At 72.6% G+C, this 19,709-nt stretch carries 17 protein-coding genes; 12 read left to right on the top strand and 5 right to left on the bottom strand.

Annotated elements, in window-relative coordinates; all coding sequences use genetic code 11:
- Positions 1-2,124: DEAD/DEAH box helicase (locus ACGFRF_RS09510; protein WP_393738026.1), on the bottom strand; the 2,124-nt coding region annotated here is incomplete at its 3' end.
- Between the two features lie 504 nt (positions 2,125-2,628).
- Between ACGFRF_RS09510 and ACGFRF_RS09505 the strand changes: the two genes are divergently transcribed.
- On the top strand, positions 2,629-3,375 hold the full coding sequence (locus ACGFRF_RS09505; RefSeq protein WP_393738025.1) for a ferritin-like fold-containing protein: 747 nt from the start codon (positions 2,629-2,631) through the stop codon (positions 3,373-3,375).
- Positions 3,376-3,470: 95 nt separating this feature from the next.
- Here ACGFRF_RS09505 and ACGFRF_RS09500 read toward each other — a convergent pair whose 3' ends face one another.
- From ACGFRF_RS09500 to ACGFRF_RS09485, 4 genes are all read right to left on the bottom strand, one after another.
- A complete protein-coding gene (locus ACGFRF_RS09500; RefSeq protein WP_393738024.1) occupies positions 3,471-3,743 on the bottom strand; it encodes a hypothetical protein in 273 nt (90 codons plus the stop codon).
- A 171-nt stretch (positions 3,744-3,914) separates the two neighbouring features.
- Positions 3,915-4,142 carry a DUF3107 domain-containing protein gene (locus ACGFRF_RS09495; protein ID WP_393738023.1) on the bottom strand — a complete coding sequence of 76 codons (228 nt, stop codon included), beginning with the start codon at positions 4,140-4,142 and terminating at the stop codon, positions 3,915-3,917.
- A gap of 134 nt (positions 4,143-4,276) precedes the next feature.
- Positions 4,277-4,918 (bottom strand): TetR/AcrR family transcriptional regulator, encoded by a 642-nt coding sequence (locus tag ACGFRF_RS09490; protein ID WP_393738022.1) that lies wholly within the window; start codon positions 4,916-4,918, stop codon positions 4,277-4,279.
- Positions 4,919-5,084: 166 nt separating this feature from the next.
- The gene (locus ACGFRF_RS09485; protein ID WP_393738021.1) at positions 5,085-5,312 is read right to left on the bottom strand and encodes a hypothetical protein; all 228 of its coding nucleotides are present in this window, start codon (positions 5,310-5,312) and stop codon (positions 5,085-5,087) included.
- Positions 5,313-5,575: 263 nt separating this feature from the next.
- On the opposite strand from ACGFRF_RS09485, the gene ACGFRF_RS09480 reads away from it, so the two are divergent.
- From ACGFRF_RS09480 to ACGFRF_RS09430, 11 genes are all read left to right on the top strand, one after another.
- Positions 5,576-6,676, top strand: a complete 1,101-nt coding sequence (locus ACGFRF_RS09480; RefSeq protein WP_393738020.1) for an alpha/beta fold hydrolase — start codon at positions 5,576-5,578, stop codon at positions 6,674-6,676.
- Between the two features lie 8 nt (positions 6,677-6,684).
- Positions 6,685-8,298, top strand: coding sequence for a DUF3152 domain-containing protein (locus tag ACGFRF_RS09475; protein WP_393738019.1), 1,614 nt, complete (start codon positions 6,685-6,687; stop codon positions 8,296-8,298).
- 56 nt (positions 8,299-8,354) lie between these two features.
- The gene (locus ACGFRF_RS09470; protein WP_317933593.1) at positions 8,355-8,450 is read left to right on the top strand and encodes an Ms4533A family Cys-rich leader peptide; all 96 of its coding nucleotides are present in this window, start codon (positions 8,355-8,357) and stop codon (positions 8,448-8,450) included.
- 177 nt (positions 8,451-8,627) lie between these two features.
- Positions 8,628-10,346: an ABC transporter substrate-binding protein gene (locus ACGFRF_RS09465; RefSeq protein ID WP_393738018.1), complete on the top strand. Its 1,719-nt coding sequence runs from the start codon at positions 8,628-8,630 to the stop codon at positions 10,344-10,346.
- Positions 10,347-10,350: 4 nt separating this feature from the next.
- Positions 10,351-11,364: an ABC transporter permease gene (locus tag ACGFRF_RS09460; RefSeq protein WP_393738017.1), complete on the top strand. Its 1,014-nt coding sequence runs from the start codon at positions 10,351-10,353 to the stop codon at positions 11,362-11,364.
- Positions 11,361-12,359 (top strand): ABC transporter permease, encoded by a 999-nt coding sequence (locus ACGFRF_RS09455; RefSeq protein ID WP_393738016.1) that lies wholly within the window; start codon positions 11,361-11,363, stop codon positions 12,357-12,359. Before ACGFRF_RS09460 ends, ACGFRF_RS09455 begins: the two co-directional genes overlap by 4 nt.
- A complete protein-coding gene (locus ACGFRF_RS09450) occupies positions 12,356-13,948 on the top strand; it encodes a dipeptide ABC transporter ATP-binding protein (RefSeq protein ID WP_393738015.1) in 1,593 nt (530 codons plus the stop codon). The genes ACGFRF_RS09455 and ACGFRF_RS09450 overlap by 4 nt, the downstream gene beginning before the upstream one ends.
- 239 nt (positions 13,949-14,187) lie before the next feature.
- Positions 14,188-15,849 carry a glycosyltransferase gene (locus ACGFRF_RS09445; protein ID WP_393738014.1) on the top strand — a complete coding sequence of 554 codons (1,662 nt, stop codon included), beginning with the start codon at positions 14,188-14,190 and terminating at the stop codon, positions 15,847-15,849.
- 335 nt (positions 15,850-16,184) lie between these two features.
- Positions 16,185-17,726, top strand: a complete 1,542-nt coding sequence (locus ACGFRF_RS09440) for a hypothetical protein (protein ID WP_393738318.1) — start codon at positions 16,185-16,187, stop codon at positions 17,724-17,726.
- Between the two features lie 241 nt (positions 17,727-17,967).
- Positions 17,968-18,927, top strand: a complete 960-nt coding sequence (locus tag ACGFRF_RS09435) for an NAD-dependent epimerase/dehydratase family protein (protein WP_393738013.1) — start codon at positions 17,968-17,970, stop codon at positions 18,925-18,927.
- A complete protein-coding gene (locus ACGFRF_RS09430) occupies positions 18,915-19,664 on the top strand; it encodes a spherulation-specific family 4 protein (protein ID WP_393738012.1) in 750 nt (249 codons plus the stop codon). Before ACGFRF_RS09435 ends, ACGFRF_RS09430 begins: the two co-directional genes overlap by 13 nt.
- Positions 19,665-19,709: the final 45 nt, after the last annotated feature.

The raw sequence follows: 19,709 nt of genomic DNA, 5'->3' as shown, positions 1-19,709 counted from the left end.
CGTCTCGGCGGCCTCCACGGTGGTGGCGGCGGCCTTGCGGGTGCGGCGGGGCTTGGCTTCCGTGCCTTCGGCGGTGTCCGCGGCGGCCTCGGCGGCGGCGGTCTTGCGGGTGCGGCGCGGTTTGGCCTCGGGCTCCGTCTCGGCGGCCTCCACGGTGGTGGCGGCGGCCTTGCGGGTGCGGCGGGGCTTGGCTTCCGTGCCTTCGGCGGTGTCCGCGGCGGCCTCGGCGGCAGCCGCCGTCTTCCGCGTGCGGCGCGGCTTGGTCGCCGGGGCGGCGTCCTCCGTGGCCGTGGCCTCGGCGGGCGCCGTGGGCGCGGTCTCCGTGGCCGGCTCCGCTGCCTTACGGGTACGACGGCGGGGCTTGGCCTCGGCGGTGTCCAGTACGGCCTCGGCCGCGGCGACGGGCTCGGCCGTCTTGCGGGTACGACGGCGGGGCTTGGCCTCGGTGGCCTCGGCGGTGTCCAGCGCGGCCGTGGGGGCCGGCTCGGTCACGGGCTCGGTGGTGGCCGGGCCGTCCGTCACCGTGGGCTCCACGGCCGTGGCCGTCACCGGGTGCTCCGCGGACTTGCGGGTCCGACGGCGGCGCGGCTTCTCCGGAGCGTCCAGCGCGGCAGGGGCCTCCACCGTGTCCACCGACTCGACGGCGGCCTCGGGGGTCACGGGCGCCGTGGTGGCCGTCACGGCCTCCGCCGGCGCTCCGCCGCGCGTACGGCGACGGCGGCGCGGCGTACGGTTCGCCTGCGAATCCTCGGTGCCCGACTCGGCGGCCGGTGCCGGCGTGGTCGTGGCGGCGGGGGCGTCCAGCGGTGTGCCGCCGCGCGTACGGCGGCGACGGCGCGGCGTACGCGCCGGACGCTCGTGCTCGACCGGGGCGGACTCGGCACGGCCACCACGGCCGCCCCGGTCCCCGCGTCCGCGACCGCCGCGTCCGCCGGTCTCGCCCAGGTCCTCCAGCTCCTCCGCGTCCAGACCGGCACGGGTCCGCTCCGAGCGCGGCAGGGTGCCCTTGGTGCCCTCCGGGATGCCGAGGTCCGAGAACAGGTGCGGGGAGCTCGAGTACGTCTCCGCCGGATCGTTGAAGTCCAGCTCCAGCGCCTTGTTGATCAGCTGCCAGCGCGGGATGTCGTCCCAGTCGACGAACGTGATCGCCGTACCCTTGGCGCCCGCCCGGCCCGTACGGCCGACGCGGTGCAGGTACGTCTTCTCGTCCTCGGGGGACTGGTAGTTGATGACGTGGGTCACGCCCTCGACGTCGATGCCGCGTGCGGCCACGTCGGTGCAGACCAGGACGTCGACCTTGCCGTTGCGGAAGGCGCGCAGCGCCTGCTCGCGGGCGCCCTGGCCGAGGTCGCCGTGGACCGCGCCGGAGGCGAAGCCGCGCCGCTGGAGCTGCTCGGCGATGTCGGCGGCCGTGCGCTTCGTACGGCAGAAGATCATCGCCAGTCCGCGGCCCTCGGCCTGCAGGATGCGGGCGATCATCTCCGGCTTGTCCATGGAGTGCGCGCGGTAGACGAACTGCTTGATGTTGGCGACCGTCACGCCCTCGTCGTCCGGCGCGGTGGCGCGGATGTGCGTGGGCTGTGACATGTAGCGGCGCGCGAGGCCGATGACCGCACCGGGCATGGTCGCGGAGAACAGCATGGTCTGGCGCTTGGCCGGGAGCAGGTTGATGATCTTCTCGACGTCGGGCAGGAAGCCCAGGTCGAGCATCTCGTCGGCCTCGTCGAGGACCAGGCTCCGGATGTGGTTCAGGTCCAGCTTCTTCTGCCCCGCAAGGTCGAGCAGCCGGCCCGGGGTGCCGACGACCACGTCGACGCCCTTCTTCAGCGCCTCGACCTGAGGCTCGTAGGCCCGGCCGCCGTAGATCGCCAGCACGCGCACGTTGCGTACCTTGCCGGCGGTGAGCAGGTCGTTGGTGACCTGCGTGCACAGCTCGCGCGTGGGGACGACGACGAGCGCCTGCGGGGCGTCGGTGAGGGCTTCGGGGGTGGCGCGTCCGGCCTCGACGTCGGCGGGGACGGTGACGCGCTCGAGGAGTGGGAGACCGAAGCCCAGCGTCTTGCCGGTGCCGGTCTTGGCCTGGCCGATGACGTCCGTGCCGGTAAGGGCGACGGGGAGCGTCATCTCCTGGATGGGGAAGGGGTTGATGATGCCGACGGCTTCCAGGGCCTCGGCTGTCTCGGGAAGGATCCCAAGGTCTCGAAACGTCGTAGTCAGGGTGCTGCCTCTTCTGTGTGCGCGGTGCGAGGCGAGCGCGGGGGTCTTTGACGGACCGTGCCGGGGACGTCGGCTGCCATACGGGCGAACCACTCGGGCCAGCCGTAAAGCACGGGACCTCTGCCGACGCTCTAGCGCTCGTACCGCTGAGGGTGTCCCTCCGGTCGTCGTACGTACTCCGTCGTACGGCCAGGGAGGGCTGTCAGGTCGGAGCCGATCGGGCCACCGACCGGGCATCCTCATGCGTGCGCCCTGTCGGAGCACGTCGAACACCGTCGACGCACTCAGCAGGCGCATTACCACCATACCCCGGAATCACGCACATGTGATGGCCGAATTGGTCACGTAGTCGTGGCCACAGTGGTTGACCAGGGGCTTCCGAGGGGCGTCGAGCGGGCTATTGTGCGCCTCATGACTAGCTCTGACAAGCCTGAGAACGCGTCCGCCGCCTCCGCCGAACCGACCGGTGTCGCCGCCCAGGACTGGGCGCAGGCCTCCGCCGACCCGCAGTACCGTGCCGCGGTCGTGGACCTGCTCGGAGCGCTCGCGTACGGCGAGCTGGCGGCGTTCGAGCGGCTGGCGGAGGACGCCAAGCTGGCGCCGACCCTCGCGGACAAGGCGGAGCTGGCGAAGATGGCCTCGGCCGAGTTCCACCACTTCGAGCGGCTGCGGGACCGGCTGACCGAGATCGGCGAGGAGCCGACGGCCGCCATGGACCCGTTCGTCGCCGCGCTCGACGGCTTCCACAAGCAGACGGCTCCCTCGGACTGGCTGGAGGGCCTGGTCAAGGCGTACGTCGGTGACTCGATCGCCAGCGACTTCTACCGGGAGGTCGCGGCCCGCCTGGACACCGACACGCGCGAGTTGGTGCTCGCCGTGCTCGACGACACCGGGCACGCCGGGTTCGCGGTGGAGAAGGTACGGGCCGCGATCGACGCCGACCCGCGCGTGGGCGGCCGGCTGGCGCTGTGGGCCCGGCGGCTGATGGGGGAGGCGCTGTCGCAGTCGCAGCGGGTCGTCGCCGACCGGGACGCGCTGTCCACGATGCTCGTGGGTGGGGTGGCCGACGGGTTCGATCTCGCGGAGGTCGGCAGGATGTTCTCGCGGATCACCGAGGCGCACACCAAGCGGATGGCCGCGCTGGGCCTCGCCGCCTGAGCGCCGGGTGCGCTCTACGGGGGAGCGGAGCAGCGCCGCTGCGGGCGCGGTGTGGTCGCTCGCGCAGTTCCCCGCGCCCCTTCGTGGCGCTTGTGCTACGCCGGCGCTGATCGTCGCCGTAGGCGGCGGCCCGTGGGGCGCAGGAGCAGGGACAGGGACGCCGCCGAGACGATCGCGGCGCCGAGGAAGCTCGGCAGGGTGCTGCCGGGGCCCAGCGCGCTGTGGGTGACGAAGTCGCCGAACAGGGCTCCGGCGATGCCCGTGGAGTACACCAGCGGGCGGGCCGGCAGCCGGTGCGGCAGACGGTACGCCGCTGCCCACGCGAGCAGGAGACCGAGCACAGCGGAGCCGAGTGCTTCCAGGATCATCGAGAGGTCCCTCCCACGGCCGGTCGACCCTTGTCGGTCGTAGCCCGTCATACCCGTGACCTGCGGATTGCAATCATCCGCTGTGGAGGAACTGTGCTCTGTCCGTGCGGACGCCGCACGCGGAAAGGGCCCGGCGGCACATGGCCGCCGGGCCCTTCTCACGATGTCGGCCTACAGCGTGCCGAAACCCACCTTGCGCACCGTCGGCTCGCCGATCTCCACGTACGCCAGGCGGTCCGTCGGCACCAGGACCTTGCGGCCTTTCTCGTCCTCGAGGCTCAGCAGGCGCGACTTCCCGGCCAGCGCCTCGGCCACCACGCGCTCGACCTCCTCGACGCTCTGACCGCTCTCCAGAACGATCTCGCGGGGCGCGTGCTGCACGCCGATCTTGACCTCCACGGCTATGTCCCTCCGACGGTCAGTGATGTGCGCGATCTTCCGCGCCGTACGCAGCACACATTAGCCCGGTGAGGGGACGTACACGCTGCGGGCCGGAACGCCATCAGCGAACAGCTCACGGGAACAAACGGCCGTCAGTGGTGTTCGGTGCCGTGCAGCGGGAAGCCGGCGATGCCCCGCCAGGCCAGTGAGGTCAGCAGCTGCACCGCCTGTTCGCGCGGGACGCTGCGGTCGCTGTGCAGCCAGGAGCGGGCCACCACCTGGGCGAGGCCGCCGAGGCCGGAGGCGAGCAGCATCGACTCCGCGCGCGACAGGCCGGTGTCCTCGGCGATGACGTCGCAGATCGCCTCGGCGCACTCGTTGGTGACCTTGTCGACGCGCTCGCGCACCGCCGGCTCGTTCGTCAGGTCCGACTCGAAGACGAGCCGGAAGGCACCGCCGTCGTCCTCGACGTAGGCGAAGTAGGCGTCCATCGTCGCCCGCACGCGCTGCTTGTTGTCGGTCGTCGAGGCGAGCGCGCTGCGCACCGACTGGATCAGTGACTCGCAGTGCTGGTCCAGCAGGGCGAGGTAGAGGTCGAGCTTGCCGGGGAAGTGCTGGTAGAGCACCGGCTTGCTCACGCCCGCCCGCTCGGCGATGTCGTCCATCGCCGCGGCATGGTAGCCCTGAGCGACGAAGACCTCCTGGGCGGCGCCCAGCAGCTGGTTCCGTCGGGCTCGGCGCGGCAGACGGGTGCCACGCGGGCGTACCGCCTCTGTTTGCTCGATGGCTGTCACGCCGCCTCCCAAAGTCGTCCACATGCGGTGTCGGCCGCGCGGCCATCGTACTTTTCGGTAACCGTGGTGTGCGCGGTGCGAGCGCAGAATTTCACGTACCGGACGGCCGCGGAAGCCGCGGAGCGGTCCTCGCACGGCCGGCAGCGGTCGGCGGGGTCCTGCGAGGTCAGCGGTAGTCGTCCTCGTCCAGCGAGACGACGCGGGCCTGTTCGACCAGATCGGCCACGTTCGCGCGGTCCGGGTCCACCCCCGTCAGGGGGTCGTCACGGTCCGGCGCGATGTCCGCGTGCTGCTCGGCAGCGTCCACCTCGGGGGCCTCGACGTCGTCGATCTGCGGGACCGTGTCGGGTTCCAGATCCTCGACCGCGTCGGGCTCGGTGGGGTCATAGGCCATGGTGGGCTCCCTTCCTACGAACGTCCCTGGACAGCAGGGGCCACACGTGGGTGCCCTCTGTACGAGCCTAGGAGACGGCTGATCCGGACGCCATGCCATTGCGTCCGTTCGCTGACCGGTTCACCAGTTGCTCACGGTTCACACGCTTTCCGTCTCTCTTGTCGTGCTCGGTCCACGCGTTGTCCGGTACACCTGTGGCCCGGGGTTCACGCTGTGACGGCGAACACACAAATCTGGGCGTGATCACCTCGTAACATTGCCGCATGTCTTCGACCGAGTCGCCGTCCGTGTCGGCTGCCAGTGTGCTCCCCAGGGTGGCGCCCGTCCGGGTCGGCGAAGGCGAGCGGCTGCGGTCCGTGGGCCTGCCCGGCGTCACCCTGTCGATCCGTTCCCGGCGCCCAGCGCGCGAGGGCCTGCCGCCCGCGCTGTACGTCCACGGGCTCGGCGGTTCCTCGCAGAACTGGTCCGCGTTGATGGCCGAGCTGGAGGGCGTCGTCGACAGCGAGGCCGTCGACCTGCCGGGCTTCGGCGACTCCCCGCCACCGGACGACGGCGACTACTCCGTCACCGGGCACGCGCGAGCGGTGATCCGCTATCTCGACGCGGCCGGCCACGGCCCGGTCCACCTCTTCGGCAACTCGCTCGGCGGCGCGGTCAGCACGCGCGTGGCCGCCGTCCGTCCCGACCTCGTCCGCACGCTCACCCTGGTCTCGCCCGCGCTGCCGGAGCTGCGTATCCAGCGCTCCGCTGTGCCGACGGGGCTGCTCGGCGTGCCCGGTGTCGCTGCCCTGTTCACCCGGTTCACCCAGGGGTGGACGGTCGAGCAGCGCGTGCGCGGGGTCACGGCGCTCTGCTACGGCGACCCCGGGCGGGTGTCGCCGGAGGCGTTCCAGCAGGCGGTGGAGGAGTTGGAACGGCGGCTGCGGCTGCCGTACTTCTGGGACGCGATGGCGCGTTCCGCGCGTGGGATCGTCAACGCCTACACGCTCGGCGGCCAGCACGGACTCTGGCGCCAGGCCGAGCGCGTCCTCGCGCCGACCCTGCTGATCTACGGCGGCCGTGACCAGCTGGTCGGCTTCCGGATGGCCCGCAAGGCCGCCCGCGCCTTCCGTGACTCCCGTCTGCTGTCCCTGCCGGACGCCGGACACGTGGCGATGATGGAGTACCCGGACGTGGTGGCCGGGGCTTTCCGGGAACTCCTGGCGGAGGTGGGCGACTTGGGCGAGCGCGACGCGGGCGAGCGCAGTACGGACGGGCGTGACGCGGGCGGGCGTGACGCGGAGGCGCGTGACGCGGGTGGGCCCGCGGGCGCCGGTCCACGCGGCGCCGCCGAGGACGCCACCACCACGGGCGCGGGGAGCTGAGGGCCGGAGTGGGACGCCACAGCCGGCGCGGACCGGCTCCGAAGGACGACTCCGCCGACATAGCCGCACGCCGGGCGGAACGGCGGGGCACGAGCCCCGGAGACCGGCCCGAGATACCGGGCCAGAGGGGCGGGCCGGGGGCCGAGCCGCCGTACACCGAGGGCGCCGCTCCGGATGCTCCGAGGGGTTGGCGTGGCCGGAGGGATTCGAGTGCTCCGGGTGCTTCAGGCTCTCCGGGTGCCTCAGGTGCCTCAGGTGCCTCAGGTGCTCCGGGTGCTCCGGGTGGTCCGGGTGGTCCGGGTGGTCCGGCTGCTACGGGTGGTCCAGGTGGTCCGGCTGCTCCAGGGACCTCGCGAGCGGCGTATCCGGGAGTGCCGCGCTTCGCCGACGGTACCCCCGCGCACGGTGTGCCCCGCTTTCCGGACGGCACTCCTGCGCACGGTGCGCCGAGGCTTCCCGACGGCACCCCCGCGCGCGGTGTACCCCGTTTGCCCGATGGTGGCTCTGCCCGTGGTGGGCACCCGCAGCAGAGGGAAGCGGGTGGTGGCTGGGGGGCGTTCGGCGGGTCGGCCGGTGCGGGGGCGGGGCCCGATGTCGTGCTGCCCCGGCAGCGGCAGGCGGGGTCGGGTGGTGGTCCTGGGCGGCGGTCCGGTCCCCGGCAGGAGTATCTGGACGCCTTCGAGGGCGCGAGCGACGGCATCGAGGACCTGGACGTCTTCGCGCCCCCCGGGGGCCGGGGACCCGACGAGGAGGCGCCGGCCGCCGAGGAGCGGCAGGCCGACGCCCGCGCGGCGGACGGCGTCCGTGTGCCCGCACAGCGTGGCGGCGGCAAGGGGCGGGCCTTCGCCGGCATCGCGGCCGCTGCCGTCACCACCGTGCTGGCGGTGGTCGTCGCCGGGCAGGTGACCGAGGGACGGGACGGTGACGCCGTACAGTCCCAGTCCGACACCGACGCCGGACAGGCCCGTGACGCGCGCGATCCCGACGGGGCGGCACCCTCCGCCGCGCCGAGCGCGGTGACGTTGACGTACGCGCAGAAGATGGGCAGGAAGTACCCGCTCGGTGCCACGCTGAAGGGCTCGGGGAAGTTCGACGCCGTGCCCGGCTTCGACAAGGCCCCCGGTACGGGGCAGAAGTACCGGTACCGGGTGGATGTCGAGCAGGGGCTGGGGCTGGACGGCGTGCTGTTCGCCGAGGCCGTGCAGAAGACCCTGAACGACGACCGCAGTTGGAGCCACGGCGGCGCCCGTACCTTCGAGCGCATCTCCTCCGGCAAACCCGACTTCGTGATCACGCTGGCCAGCCCGGGCACCACCGCCACGTGGTGCGCCAAGTCCGGCCTGGACACCACGGAGGACAACGTCTCCTGCGACTCGGCCGCCACCGAGCGGGTGATGATCAACGCCTACCGGTGGGCGCAAGGCAGCAAGACATACGGGGACAAAATCTACGCATACCGGCAGATGCTCATCAATCACGAGGTCGGCCACCGTCTCGGTCACGGGCATGTGACGTGCCAGAAGGACGGAGAGCCGGCTCCCGTCATGCAGCAGCAGACCAAGTTCCTCGACCACGACGGAATCCACTGCCTGCCCAACCCCTGGCCCTATCCCAGGAGTTGACGGGCGCCACTCATGTCACATTGACATGAGTCGCAAGTTCGTTCATATTTCTGCGCATGTGGTCCAGTCATGCCGTCTCCGACAGCGCCGCCATCGAGCTGGCGCTGATCGGCGTGACCGCGCTCTGCGTGGCCGACATCCACTGTCGCTGACGCCGCCTCCCTGGCGTTCGCGTCGCGACCTTTCCTCTCTTTCCTCCGTGGCCGTGTCACGGATTTTTCGACGACCCGACGCCGGGGCCGACGTCTGTCCGCAGTCGTCTCACTCCTCGTCCATCTGTCTCACTTTTCGAGAAACCCTCGATCAGTCCCCGAGAGGTCGTCATTCCGATGCGTCAACCGTCCGTCATAGCGCGCCGCGTGGCAGCGGCATCCGTCAGCCTGGTCGTGGCAGCGGGCGCCGCTGCCTGCGGTCCTGAGGACAACGATGCCAAGGGCTCCGGTGGCGACTCCGCGCCCCACAAGGGCGGCACGCTCACGGTGCTGAACTCCGAGCCGCAGACCGACTTCGACCCGGCCCGCCTCTACACCTCCGGCGGCGGAAACGTCCCTTCGCTCGTCTTCCGCACCCTCACCACGCGCAACCGCGAGAACGGCGAGGCCGGCGCCAAGGTCGTCCCGGACCTCGCCACCGACACCGGACGCCCCAACAAGGACGCGACCGTGTGGACGTACACCCTGAAGAAGGGCCTCAAGTACGAGGACGGCACCCCGATCACCTCGGCCGACATCAAGTACGGCATCGAGCGCTCCTTCGCCCCCGAACTCTCCGGCGGTGCACCCTACTTGCGGGACTGGCTGGTCGGTGCCGCCGACTACCAGGGCCCCTACAAGGACAAGAAGGGGCTGTCCGCGATCGAGACGCCGGACGCCCGGACCATCGTCTTCCACCTGAACAAGCCCGAGGGCGAGTTCCCGTACCTCGCCACGCAGACCCAGTTCACCCCGGTCCCCAAGAGCAAGGACACGGGCACCAAGTACGAATCGCACCCGGTCTCGTCCGGGCCGTACAAGGTCGTCAAGAACGAGAACGACGGTGAGCATCTGGTCCTGGAGCGCAACACGTACTGGTCGACGGCCGTCGACGCCGAGCGCAAGGCCTACCCGGACACGATCGACGTCCGCTCCGGCCTCGACTCCTCCGTGATCAACCAGCGGCTGTCCGCGTCCCAGGGAGCGGACGCCGCCGCGGTCACCACGGACACCAACCTCGGCCCGGCCGAGCTGGCCAAGGTCACCGGCGACAAGGAACTGGCCGCGCGCGTGGGTACCGGCCACTTCGGCTACACGAACTACATCGCCTTCAACCCGACCGTGAAGCCGTTCGACAACCCCAGGGTGCGGCAGGCGATCTCCTACGCCATCGACCGGTCCTCCGTGGTCAACGCGGCCGGCGGCAGCGCGCTCGCCGAGCCCGCCACCACCTTCCTGCCCGACCAGAAGTCCTTCGGCTACACGCCTTACGACCCGTTCCCGGCGGGCAAGTCCGGCAACGCGGCCAAGGCCAAGGAACTGCTCGCGCAGGCCGGGTACAAGAACGGGCTCACCATCACGCTGACCCACTCCAACAACAAGGACTTCGAGACCAGCCCGGAGATCGCGACCGCCGTCCAGGACGCGCTCAAGAAGGCCGGCATCACGGTCAAGCTGCAGGGTCTCGAGGACAACGACTACCGGGACAAGATCCACAGCGTGAAGACCGAGCCCGGGTTCTTCCTCGCCCACTGGGGTGCCGACTGGCCCTCCGGCGGTCCCTTCCTCGCCCCCATCTTCGACGGCCGGCAGATCGTCAAGGATGGAGCGAACTTCAACACGGGCCTGCTGAACGACAAGTCGGTCAATGCCGAGATTGACGCGATCAACAAGTTGACCGACCTTGGCGCGGCCGCCGAGCGGTGGGGTGCACTGGACAAGAAGATCGGCGAGAAGGCTCTCGTCGTGCCGCTGTTCCACCCGGTGTACAAGCGCCTGTACGGCAAGGACGTCAAGAACATCGTCATCAGCGACTGGACCGGCGTGCTGGACATCTCCCAGGTCGCGGTGAAGTGACGCCGTGAGCGAGGCACTTGTCGCCGTCGAGACCGCCGGGACGGACGCTTCCGTCCCGGCGGCCTCGGGGGCACGTCAGTTCTGGCGGCGGCTGCGGGCGCAGCGCGCCGCCCTGGTCGCCGCGGCCGTCGTCGCGCTTCTCGTCCTGATCGCGCTCGCCGCGCCACTGCTCACCGCCCTGGAGGGCCAGGACCCCACCACCTACCACCCCTCGCTGATCGACTCCGCGCGCGGAGGCGTGCCCGTCGGCTCCTTCGGCGGCGTCGGCGCCGACCACTGGCTGGGCGTCGAACCCCAGACCGGCCGCGATATGTTCGCCCGGCTGGTGTACGGAGCACGGGTGTCGCTGGGGGTGGCGCTGGCCGCGACGGTCGTGCAGGTCGCCATCGGGGTCGTGGTCGGTGTGGCCTCCGCGCTCGGCAGCCGATGGGTTGATCAACTGTTGAGCCGCGCCACGGACATCATCGTCGCCATGCCGCTGATGATCATGTCTCTGGCACTGCTGGCGATCGTGCCGTCCAGCTTCCCGCGGCCGGTCCTGGTCACCCTGGTCATCGGGCTGATCGCCTGGGGCAACATCGCCAAGATCGTGCGCGCGCAGACCCTCTCCCAGAAGGGGCTCGACTACGTCTCCGCGGCTCGGCTGAGCGGCTGGAGCACCTGGCGGATCGCCCGCCGCGAACTGCTCCCCGGCCTCGCCGCCCCCGTCATCACCTACGCGGCGCTGCTGGTCCCCACGAACATCTCCGTCGAGGCGGCCCTGTCCTTCCTCGGTGTCGGCGTCAAACCGCCCACGCCGTCCTGGGGACAGATGCTCACGGCCGCCGACGTCTGGTACCAGGCCGCACCCCAGTACCTGCTGCTGCCGGCCGGGGCCCTGTTCGTCACCGTGCTCGCCCTCACCGTCTTCGGTGACGGCGTGCGCACCGCCCTGGACCCACGCGCCGCCTCCCGCCTGCGCATCGGCACCGGCCGCAGGGACAAGGGCGCGCACAGCGACAAGGAGGCGACCGCGTGAACGGCTTCGGTGGATTCCTGCTGCGCCGGGCCGTGGGCACGGTGGTCACCCTGCTCGCCATCTCGGTGATCGTCTACGTCGTCTTCTACGTCACCCCCGGCAACGTCGCCCAGATCACCTGCGGCCCGCGCTGCTCACCGGAACAGGTGCACCAGGTCGCCGAGCAGCTGAACCTGGGCGACCCGATCTACCTGCGCTACTGGCACTTCCTGGAGGGCCTCTTCGTAGGCCAGGACTTCTCCACGGGCACCTCGATCGAGCACTGCGCGGCACCCTGCCTGGGGCAGTCGTACCAGACCGACCAGCAGGTCCTGGACATCATCCTGGCCAAGCTGCCCGTCAGCCTGTCGCTCGTGGTCGGCGCCATGGTGGTGTGGCTCGTCCTCGGTGTCGGCACCGGCGTGCTCTCCGCCTGGCGACGCGGCCGGCTCAGCGAGCGCCTGCTGACCGCGATCACCCTGGCGGGCACGGCCACACCCGTGTTCGTCATCGGCCTGGTCCTGATGATCGTCGTCTGCGGCGAACTGCAGCTGCTGCCCTTCCCGCAGTACGTGAACCTCACCGACGACCCCGAGCAGTGGGCGTGGAATCTGCTGCTGCCCTGGCTCTCGCTCGCCCTGATCGAGGCGGCGGCCTTCGCCCGCCTCACCCGCGCCTCCATGCTGGAGACGCTCGCCGAGGACCACATCCGCACCTTCCGGGCCTACGGCGTCGGCGAACGCGCCATCGTCGGGCGGCACGCGCTGCGCGGCGCGCTCGCGCCGGTCATCGCGCTGAACGCCAACAACGTCGGCTCGGCCGTCGGCGGCGCCGTCCTCACCGAGACCCTCTTCGGCCTGCCCGGCATCGGCCAGGAGCTGGTGCACGCGGTGAAGGTCGTCGACCTGCCGGTGGTCGTCGGCATGGTCCTGGTCATCGGATTCTTCGTGGTCCTCGCCAACGCCGTCGCGGACGTGCTGTACGCGGTGGCCGACCGACGGGTGGTACTCGCATGAGCCTGGTGGACGTCACGGACCTGACCGTCGAGTTCGGCTCCCTGCGGGCCGTGGACGGTCTCTCCTTCAGCCTCGAGAAGGGCGCCGCCCTGGCCCTCGTGGGCGAGTCCGGCTCCGGCAAGTCCACGGTCGCGGGCGCCCTGCTGGGCCTGCACCGGGGCACCGGAGCCCGGGTCGCCGGCTCGGTCCGGGTCGCCGGCACCGACGTCCAGGAGGCCTCGGACGACGAGCTGCGGCGGCTGCGGGGCGCGAAGGCCGCCATGGTCTTCCAGGACCCGCTGTCCTCGCTCGACCCCTACTACGCGATCGGCGACCAGATCGCCGAGGTCCATCGCGTGCACACGCGCGTGTCGCGCCGCGCCGCACGCGCGCGTGCCGTGGAGGTGCTGGAGAGGGTGGGAATTCCGGACGCGGTACGGCGATCCCGTTCCCGCCCGCACGAGTTCAGTGGAGGCATGCGCCAACGCGCCCTCATCGCCATGGCCCTCGCCTGCGAACCCGACCTGCTGATCGCCGACGAGCCGACCACCGCCCTCGACGTCACCGTCCAGGCCCAGATCCTCGACCTGCTGCACACGCTGCGCGAGGAGACCGGCATGGGCCTGCTGCTCGTCACCCACGACGTGGGTGTCGCCGCCGAGAGCGTGGACGACGTCCTCGTCATGCGGCACGGCAGGGCCGTCGAGCGCGGCCCGGTCGGATCGGTCCTCGCCGCGCCCGCCCAGGCGTACACCCGTGAACTCCTCGATGCCGTCCCGCGCCTGGAGGCGCGCCGGACCGGCTCCCCGGTCGCCGAGGAGGTCGTGCTGGAGGCCGTCGGGGTCCGGCGCGAGTTCGGGCGCGGCAAGCGGACGTTCGCCGCCGTGGACGACGTCTCGCTGACCGTCCGCCGCGGCGAGACCCTCGGCGTGGTCGGGGAGAGCGGCAGCGGCAAGACCACGCTCGGCCGCATGCTGGTCGGGCTGCTGGAGCCGACCGCGGGCGGGATCCGCTACGAAGGGCGCCCGCACACCGGCGTGAACCCGGCCGTCCAGATGGTCTTCCAGGACCCCGTCTCCTCCCTCAATCCCCGCCGCAGCGTGGGCGAGTCCATCGCCGACCCGCTCCGCGCGCGGGGCGAGCACGACGAGGAGCGCATCCGGGGGCGCGTGACGGAACTGCTGGAGCGCGTGGGGCTCGAAAGGGCGCACTACGACCGCTACCCGCACGAGTTCAGCGGCGGCCAGCGCCAGCGCATCGGCATCGCCCGCGCGCTCGCCGCCGAGCCGCGCGTCATCGTCTGCGACGAGCCCGTCTCCGCGCTCGACGTCACCACGCAGGCCCAGGTGGTCGCCCTGCTCGGCGAACTGCAGCGGGAACTCGGTCTCGCGCTGGTCTTCATCGCGCACGACCTCGCCGTGGTCCGCCAGGTCAGCGACCGGGTCGCGGTGATGCGCCGGGGCCGGCTCGTGGAATACGGGCCGGCCGACGAGGTGTACGACAGCCCGCGCGAGCCGTACACCAAGCAGCTCCTGGCCGCCGTACCCGCGCTCGACCCGGAGCTGGCGGCCCGGCGGCGCGCGGCCCGGCGCGCACCCGCCGTGGCGTGACGTTTCGTGAAGAGATGATCACTGTGTGATCTCCTAGCGCGGCGGAACGCGATCCGCACGCGAAAGTTACGACCGTTCACCCCTTTTGGTGGCGCGATGGACAACCGTCCATCGCGCCACCGCCTTGTCCGCTTACGTTCGTCCCGCTGCGAGCCGCGGGACAACGGCGGCTCCCCAAACGGGAGATCGGGGGTGCACACGTGCGCATCGGACTGCTTACGGAGGGTGGCTACCCGTTTGTGAGCGGTGACGCCGGACTCTGGTGCGACCGGCTCGTGCGCGGGCTCGGGCAGCACGAGTTCGACATCTATGCGCTCAGCCGCGGCCGGCGCCAGGAGGACGGGGGCTGGGTCCCGCTCCCTGCGCAGGTCAGCCGGGTCCGTACGGCGCCGCTGTGGACGGCCGAGGACGACGGGGTCGCGTATGGACGGCGCACGCGCCGGCGCTTCACCGAGTGCTACGGGGAGTTGGTCGAAGCGCTGTGCGCCGGGGCCGACGCCGGACCCGATTCCCGAACCGACGACCTGGCGGACCGTTTCGGCAGCGCGCTGTACGGGCTCGCCGAACTCGCCCGGGAAGAGGGCGGACTGGTCGGCGCCCTGCGTTCCGACACCGCCGTACGCACCCTGGAACGCGCCTGCCGGGCTCCCGGTGCGCTGCGCACGGCGCGCGAGGCGCGCGTACCGGATCTGCTCACCGTCACCGCACACCTCGAACGCGCCCTGCGCCCCCTCTCCCTCGACTGGTACGACGACGACGCCCTGGGCGCGGCCGACCTCTGCCACGCCACCGCCGGCGGCACCGCGGCCCTTCCCGGACTGCTCGCCCGGCACTTCGCCGACGTACCGCTGCTGGTCACCGAGTACGGCGTCCAGCTCCGCTCGCACTACCTGGCCCTCGGCCCCGACGTCGCCGCCCCCGCCGTACGCGCGCTGCTCGCGGCCTTCCACGGCCGGCTCGCCGCCGAGGTCTACCGCCGGGCCGAGATCCTCACCCCGGGCAACGCGCACGCCCGCCGCTGGCAGGAACGGTGCGGCGCCGACCGCAGCAGGATCCGCACGGTCCACCCGGGCATGGAGGCCGCCCGCTTCACCGAGGTCGGCGAGTCCCCGGACCGCTCCGCCCCGGACACCCTGGTCTGGGTCGGGCGCGTCGAACCCGCCAAGGACCTGGTCTCCCTCCTCCACGCCTTCGCCGAGGTCCGCAAGCAGGAGCCCACCGCGCGCCTGCGCATCGTCGGCGCGCCCTCCGGGCCCGAGGGCGCGGCCTATCTCGGCCACTGCCGGGCGCTCGCCGCGCAGCTCTTCCCGGACGAGGCTGAGGGCGTGCACGCCGTCGGCGACAACCCCGTCTCCTTCGAGGAGATCGGCGGTCCGGAGGCCCCGGCCCTGCCCGACGCTTACGCGGCCGGCGCCGTCGTCGTGCTGTCCAGCGTGGTGGAAGGGTTCCCGATCAGCCTCGTCGAGGCCATGTTCTGCGGCCGGGCCACGGTGTCCACGGACGTCGGCGCGGTGGTGGAGGTCATCGGCGGCACGGGTCTCGTCGTGCCCCCGCGCAATCCGCGGGCGCTCGCCGAGGCGTGCGTGGCGCTGCTGCGTGACCCCGAGCGCCGTGCGCGCCTCGGCGCCGCCGCGCGCGCCCGGGCGCTCGAACTGTTCACCGTCGAGCAGAACATCGCGGCATTTCACGGCATTTACCTGGAGATCGTCTCGCACTGTCCGGTCCGCCGGGTCGTCCTCGACGGGGCCGGCGAGCCGCTGCCGTTCGCCACCCCCGCCGAGTCCCACGTCCCCGGCCGCTGGACCGGCCCCACGGCCCGCGTCCTGCCCCGAGGCATTCCCGGCTGGGCCACGGGCACCCCGGTACGCGCGACGCCGCTGGCGGCTGCGGAGGGAGCGTGATGAACGCGTTCGACAACCGCTCCGGCGACGAGTTCAGCGGTACGACGAGCGAGCACGGCGGCCTGGGCCCCGCCGCGGCGGACACCCCGAACGCCCTCGGCTCCGCTGAGGGGCGCGGGGCGCGGGATGAGGGCGGTCGGGCGTCGGGCGAGTCGAGCGCGGCCGCTGCTGCGTACCGGCCCCGTACTGGTGGGGGCCAAGCCGGTGGCGAGGCGGGCGCAGCGGGTGTGGTGCATCGGTCCCACCGGGAGGGCGGCCAGGGCCTGAGCGACGCGGGTGGGCTCGACCGGCCGGGGATGCCCAGCGGCGCCGATCCGTGGGACGCCCGGTCGGGGATGTGGTTCGGGGGGCGGGGGAGCGGCGAGCCCACCTCGCCCGCCGAGGACCCGACGGACGGCTCCGGCCCTTCGGGGGTGCCGGTCTCCGCGGACGTGTCTGATCCTTCGGGGCTGCCGGTTTCCGCGGACGTGTCTGATCCTTTGGTGCCGTCGGTCTCCGCGAGCGACGCGTCCCCGGCGTCGGCGTCCTCGACCAGCGTGCCGCGCCCGTCGGTGTCGTCGCCCTCCGTGATCAGCCCCCGCTCGCCGGCGTCGCCCCCGGCAAGTCGGGAGTCGGGGCCGTCGGCCTGTGCGTACGGTGCCGTCGGGTCGGGCGGGCGGACCGGCGGACCCGGTGCGGGGGCGGCCGTCGCAGGAGTCGTAGCGAAGCCGGAGTCCGGCGGGAAGCCGGAGTCCGGCGGGAAGCCGGGGGTGGGCGAGAGACGGACCGCCGTACCCCGGCGCGGAGGCGGAGACCCGGTGAAAGCGCTGCTGCACCGGCACCGTGAGCTGTGCGAGCGGGCCGTGGACCCGCTGGAGATCGCCGCCGGGCTGGAGGCGCACGGGGTCACCGACCGGACCGCCGCCCGTTTCCGGCACCGGGACGTGTTCTCGCTCGCCGAGGAGCTCTACGCGCGCGTGCCGCGCGACGGAGATCCGCGGCCGGAGTCCCAGCCCCTGCCCGTGCCCCGGGTCCGCGCCGGCTGGGTCCTGCTCACCCTCCTGCCCGGCGCCCTCGGCGCGGCCACCGTGACGGCACTGCGGCTCACCCACGGCCAACCCCGCCAACTGGCGGCCCTCGGCGGCATCCTCGCCGTCGCTCTCGCCACGCGCGCGGCACTGCGTCGCGGCCCCCTGGCCGGCCTTTCCGGCACGCACGCGTGGAGCACCGCGAACGGCATGCGCGCGTGGACGCTCTGGCTGCTGGGCTACTCCCTCTTCGGTGACGGTCTGCTCGACGCCGTCGTGACGGGCGGCCCCGACGCCCTGCCCACCGGAGCCCCGGACGACCCCTGGCCCACCGCCACCGCGCCCGCCCTGGCCCTCACACTGGCCTGCGCCCCGGCGGCCTGGTGCGCCCACCTGCTCACCGCCGGCGCCCGCCGCAGGCTCGCCGGCAGTCGCGGCCTGGAGGACTTCACCTCGGCCGCGAGACCGCTGCTGTTGGGCACGTTCACGCTCTTCCTCGGCGCGCTCACGGCACTGCTCCTGCTGTGCGGCACCGCCCTGCACGAACCCCCGGCCCTTACGCAGACCCTCGCCCTGGGCGCACTGCTCCTGCTCGCCCGCCTGCTCACCGTGCACCACCACCGGCACGCCCCCGCCTTCGCCCTCGGCGCCGCGGCGGTCATGGAGGCGGCGGCCCTCGCCCTGCCGCTGGCCGCCCGGCTGCCCGGCTGCGGCCTCCTCGCGGCCCCCGCGCAGACCCTCGTGGACACCTGGGGCCCGTCCGCCGTCCCGGTCCTCGCCTGCGGCACCGCGGCCCTGGCCCTGCTGCTGCACGCCGCCCGCACCCTCACCCAGGCCTCGGCCCACGCGCCCGCGGGAGCAGCCGAGTGAACCTTCCGCCACCGGTCCGGCCCGATCCTCCCGCCGTCCGCCCGGATCACCTGACAGCACCGGGCGACGGCCACGGGCTCCCGGCCCACCGCCGGAGGCACCCGCACCACCCCCTTGAAGGAGAACACCAGATGACCACCTCCCGACCCGGAGCGTCCGGAGCCACCGGAACCGCCGGAGCGGCCGCAGGAACCTTCGCACCGGCCGGTGCCACCGGCGCGCACACCCCGGGAGCCGCCCGATGAGGGTTCTGCTGATCGGAGCCAACGGATACATCGGCCGCTTCGTCGCCGACCGCCTGCTCGCCGACCCGGCCGTCCAGCTCACCGCACTCGGCCGCGGCGACGACGCCGACGTCCGCTTCGACCTCGCCAGCGGCAGCCCGGGCGCGCTCACCCGCTTCCTCGACGCGGTGCACCCCGGAGTCGTCGTCAACTGCGCCGGCGCCACCCGGGGCGGCGCCCGCGAACTCACCCGGCACAACACCGTCGCCGTCGCCACCGTCTGCGAGGCTCTGCGCCGCAGCGGCTGCGGCGCCCGCCTGGTGCAGATCGGCTGCGGCTCCGAGTACGGCCCGAGCCAGCCCGGTTCCTCCACGGCCGAGGACGCCGTGCCGCGCCCCGGCGGCCCGTACGGCGTCAGCAAGCTCGCCGCCACCGAACTGGTCCTCGGCTCCGGCCTCGACGCCGTCGTCCTGCGCGTCTTCTCGCCCGCCGGGCCCGGCACCCCGGCCGGTTCCCCGCTCGGCCGCCTCGCCGAGGCCATGCGCCGCGCCATGCAGTCCGGCGACGGCGAACTCAAGCTCGGCGGGCTCGGCGTCCAGCGCGACTTCGTGGACGTACGCGATGTGGCCCGCGCCGTGCACGCCGCCTCGCTCTCCGCCGCGCAAGGCGTCATCAACATCGGTTCCGGCCGTGCCGTCCGCCTCCGCGACGCCGCCGCGGTCCTCGCGCGCGTGGCCGGATACGGCGGCGCCCTGCACGAACTCGACGTCCCGCCCGGGCCCCTGCGCGGCACGATCGGCCACCCGCGCGCGGACTCCGACCACGTGTCCCCGGTCGCGTACCCCTACCCGGACGGCTGCGGCAGCTGGCAGCAGGCCGACGTGCGCACCGCGCGCGACCGGCTCGGCTGGCGGCCCCGGATCAACCTCGAAGAATCCCTGGCAGACATCTGGATGGAGGCGGCATGCCGCATCTGACCGGCACCGCCGCGGGCGTCACGAGCACCGGCGTCCGCACCGCCCTCGGCATCCCCGGTTACGCCCACCCGCTCGTCGCACCCGCCCAGTGGGCCGAACTCGCCCGCCCGGGCACCCCGCTGGACTGGGTGGTGCTCGACGTGGCCGCCGGCCCCGGCACGCGGCCCGACCCGCACTGCCTGGAGGCCGCGGCCCGGCTGCGCACCGCGGGCGTCCGCGTCCTCGGCCGCCTGGACCTCACCTACGGCGCCCGCGCCTTCGACGATCTGCTCACCGACGCCCACCGCTACCTCGACTGGTACCGGGTCGACGGCTTCCTGGTGGACCGCTGTCCCAGCGAGCGCACGGTGCTGCCCGAGGTCCGCCGTGTGATCACCACGCTCCGGACGATCAGTGACACCGCCCACATCGTCCTCGGCCACGGTTGCCATCCGCACCCGGGATACGCGGAGAACGCCGACCAGCTGGTGACCTTCTCCGGCCCCTGGTCCGACTACCGCTGGTCGCAGGTCGCCGAGTGGACCGCCGACTACCCGCCCGACCGCTTCTGCCACTTCGTGCACGGCGTGCCGCGCGGCCACCTGGACGAGGCGCTGCGCATCGCCCGCTGGCAGGGAGCGGCGACGATCTACTTCACGGACCACACCGACCGCGGTGGGCGCGCCGACCCCTGGGAGACCCTGCCCGGCTACTGGGACGACATCGTCTCGCGTGTCGGAACGGGTGTCTCGGAATGAAGAAGGCCGTGGCAGTGTTACGGGGAGAACAACTGTAGTGATTGA

Source organism: Streptomyces sp. NPDC048521, from assembly GCF_043199855.1.
Taxonomy (GTDB): domain Bacteria; phylum Actinomycetota; class Actinomycetes; order Streptomycetales; family Streptomycetaceae; genus Streptomyces.
This window is presented reverse-complemented; position numbering and strand designations above follow the sequence as displayed.

What these genes read in the sequence shown, in the direction of transcription:
- ACGFRF_RS09505 (WP_393738025.1), top strand. Translation starts at nt 2,629, where the DNA reads ATGACTAGCTCTGACAAGCCTGAGAACGCGTCCGCCGCCTCCGCCGAA.
- ACGFRF_RS09500 (WP_393738024.1), bottom strand. Translation starts at nt 3,743, where the DNA reads ATGATCCTGGAAGCACTCGGCTCCGCTGTGCTCGGTCTCCTGCTCGCG.
- ACGFRF_RS09485 (WP_393738021.1), bottom strand. Translation starts at nt 5,312, where the DNA reads ATGGCCTATGACCCCACCGAGCCCGACGCGGTCGAGGATCTGGAACCC.
- ACGFRF_RS09480 (WP_393738020.1), top strand. Translation starts at nt 5,576, where the DNA reads ATGTCTTCGACCGAGTCGCCGTCCGTGTCGGCTGCCAGTGTGCTCCCC.
- ACGFRF_RS09470 (WP_317933593.1), top strand. Translation starts at nt 8,355, where the DNA reads ATGTGGTCCAGTCATGCCGTCTCCGACAGCGCCGCCATCGAGCTGGCG.
- ACGFRF_RS09465 (WP_393738018.1), top strand. Translation starts at nt 8,628, where the DNA reads ATGCGTCAACCGTCCGTCATAGCGCGCCGCGTGGCAGCGGCATCCGTC.
- ACGFRF_RS09450 (WP_393738015.1), top strand. Translation starts at nt 12,356, where the DNA reads ATGAGCCTGGTGGACGTCACGGACCTGACCGTCGAGTTCGGCTCCCTG.
- ACGFRF_RS09440 (WP_393738318.1), top strand. Translation starts at nt 16,185, where the DNA reads ATGTGGTTCGGGGGGCGGGGGAGCGGCGAGCCCACCTCGCCCGCCGAG.
- ACGFRF_RS09435 (WP_393738013.1), top strand. Translation starts at nt 17,968, where the DNA reads ATGAGGGTTCTGCTGATCGGAGCCAACGGATACATCGGCCGCTTCGTC.
- ACGFRF_RS09430 (WP_393738012.1), top strand. Translation starts at nt 18,915, where the DNA reads ATGCCGCATCTGACCGGCACCGCCGCGGGCGTCACGAGCACCGGCGTC.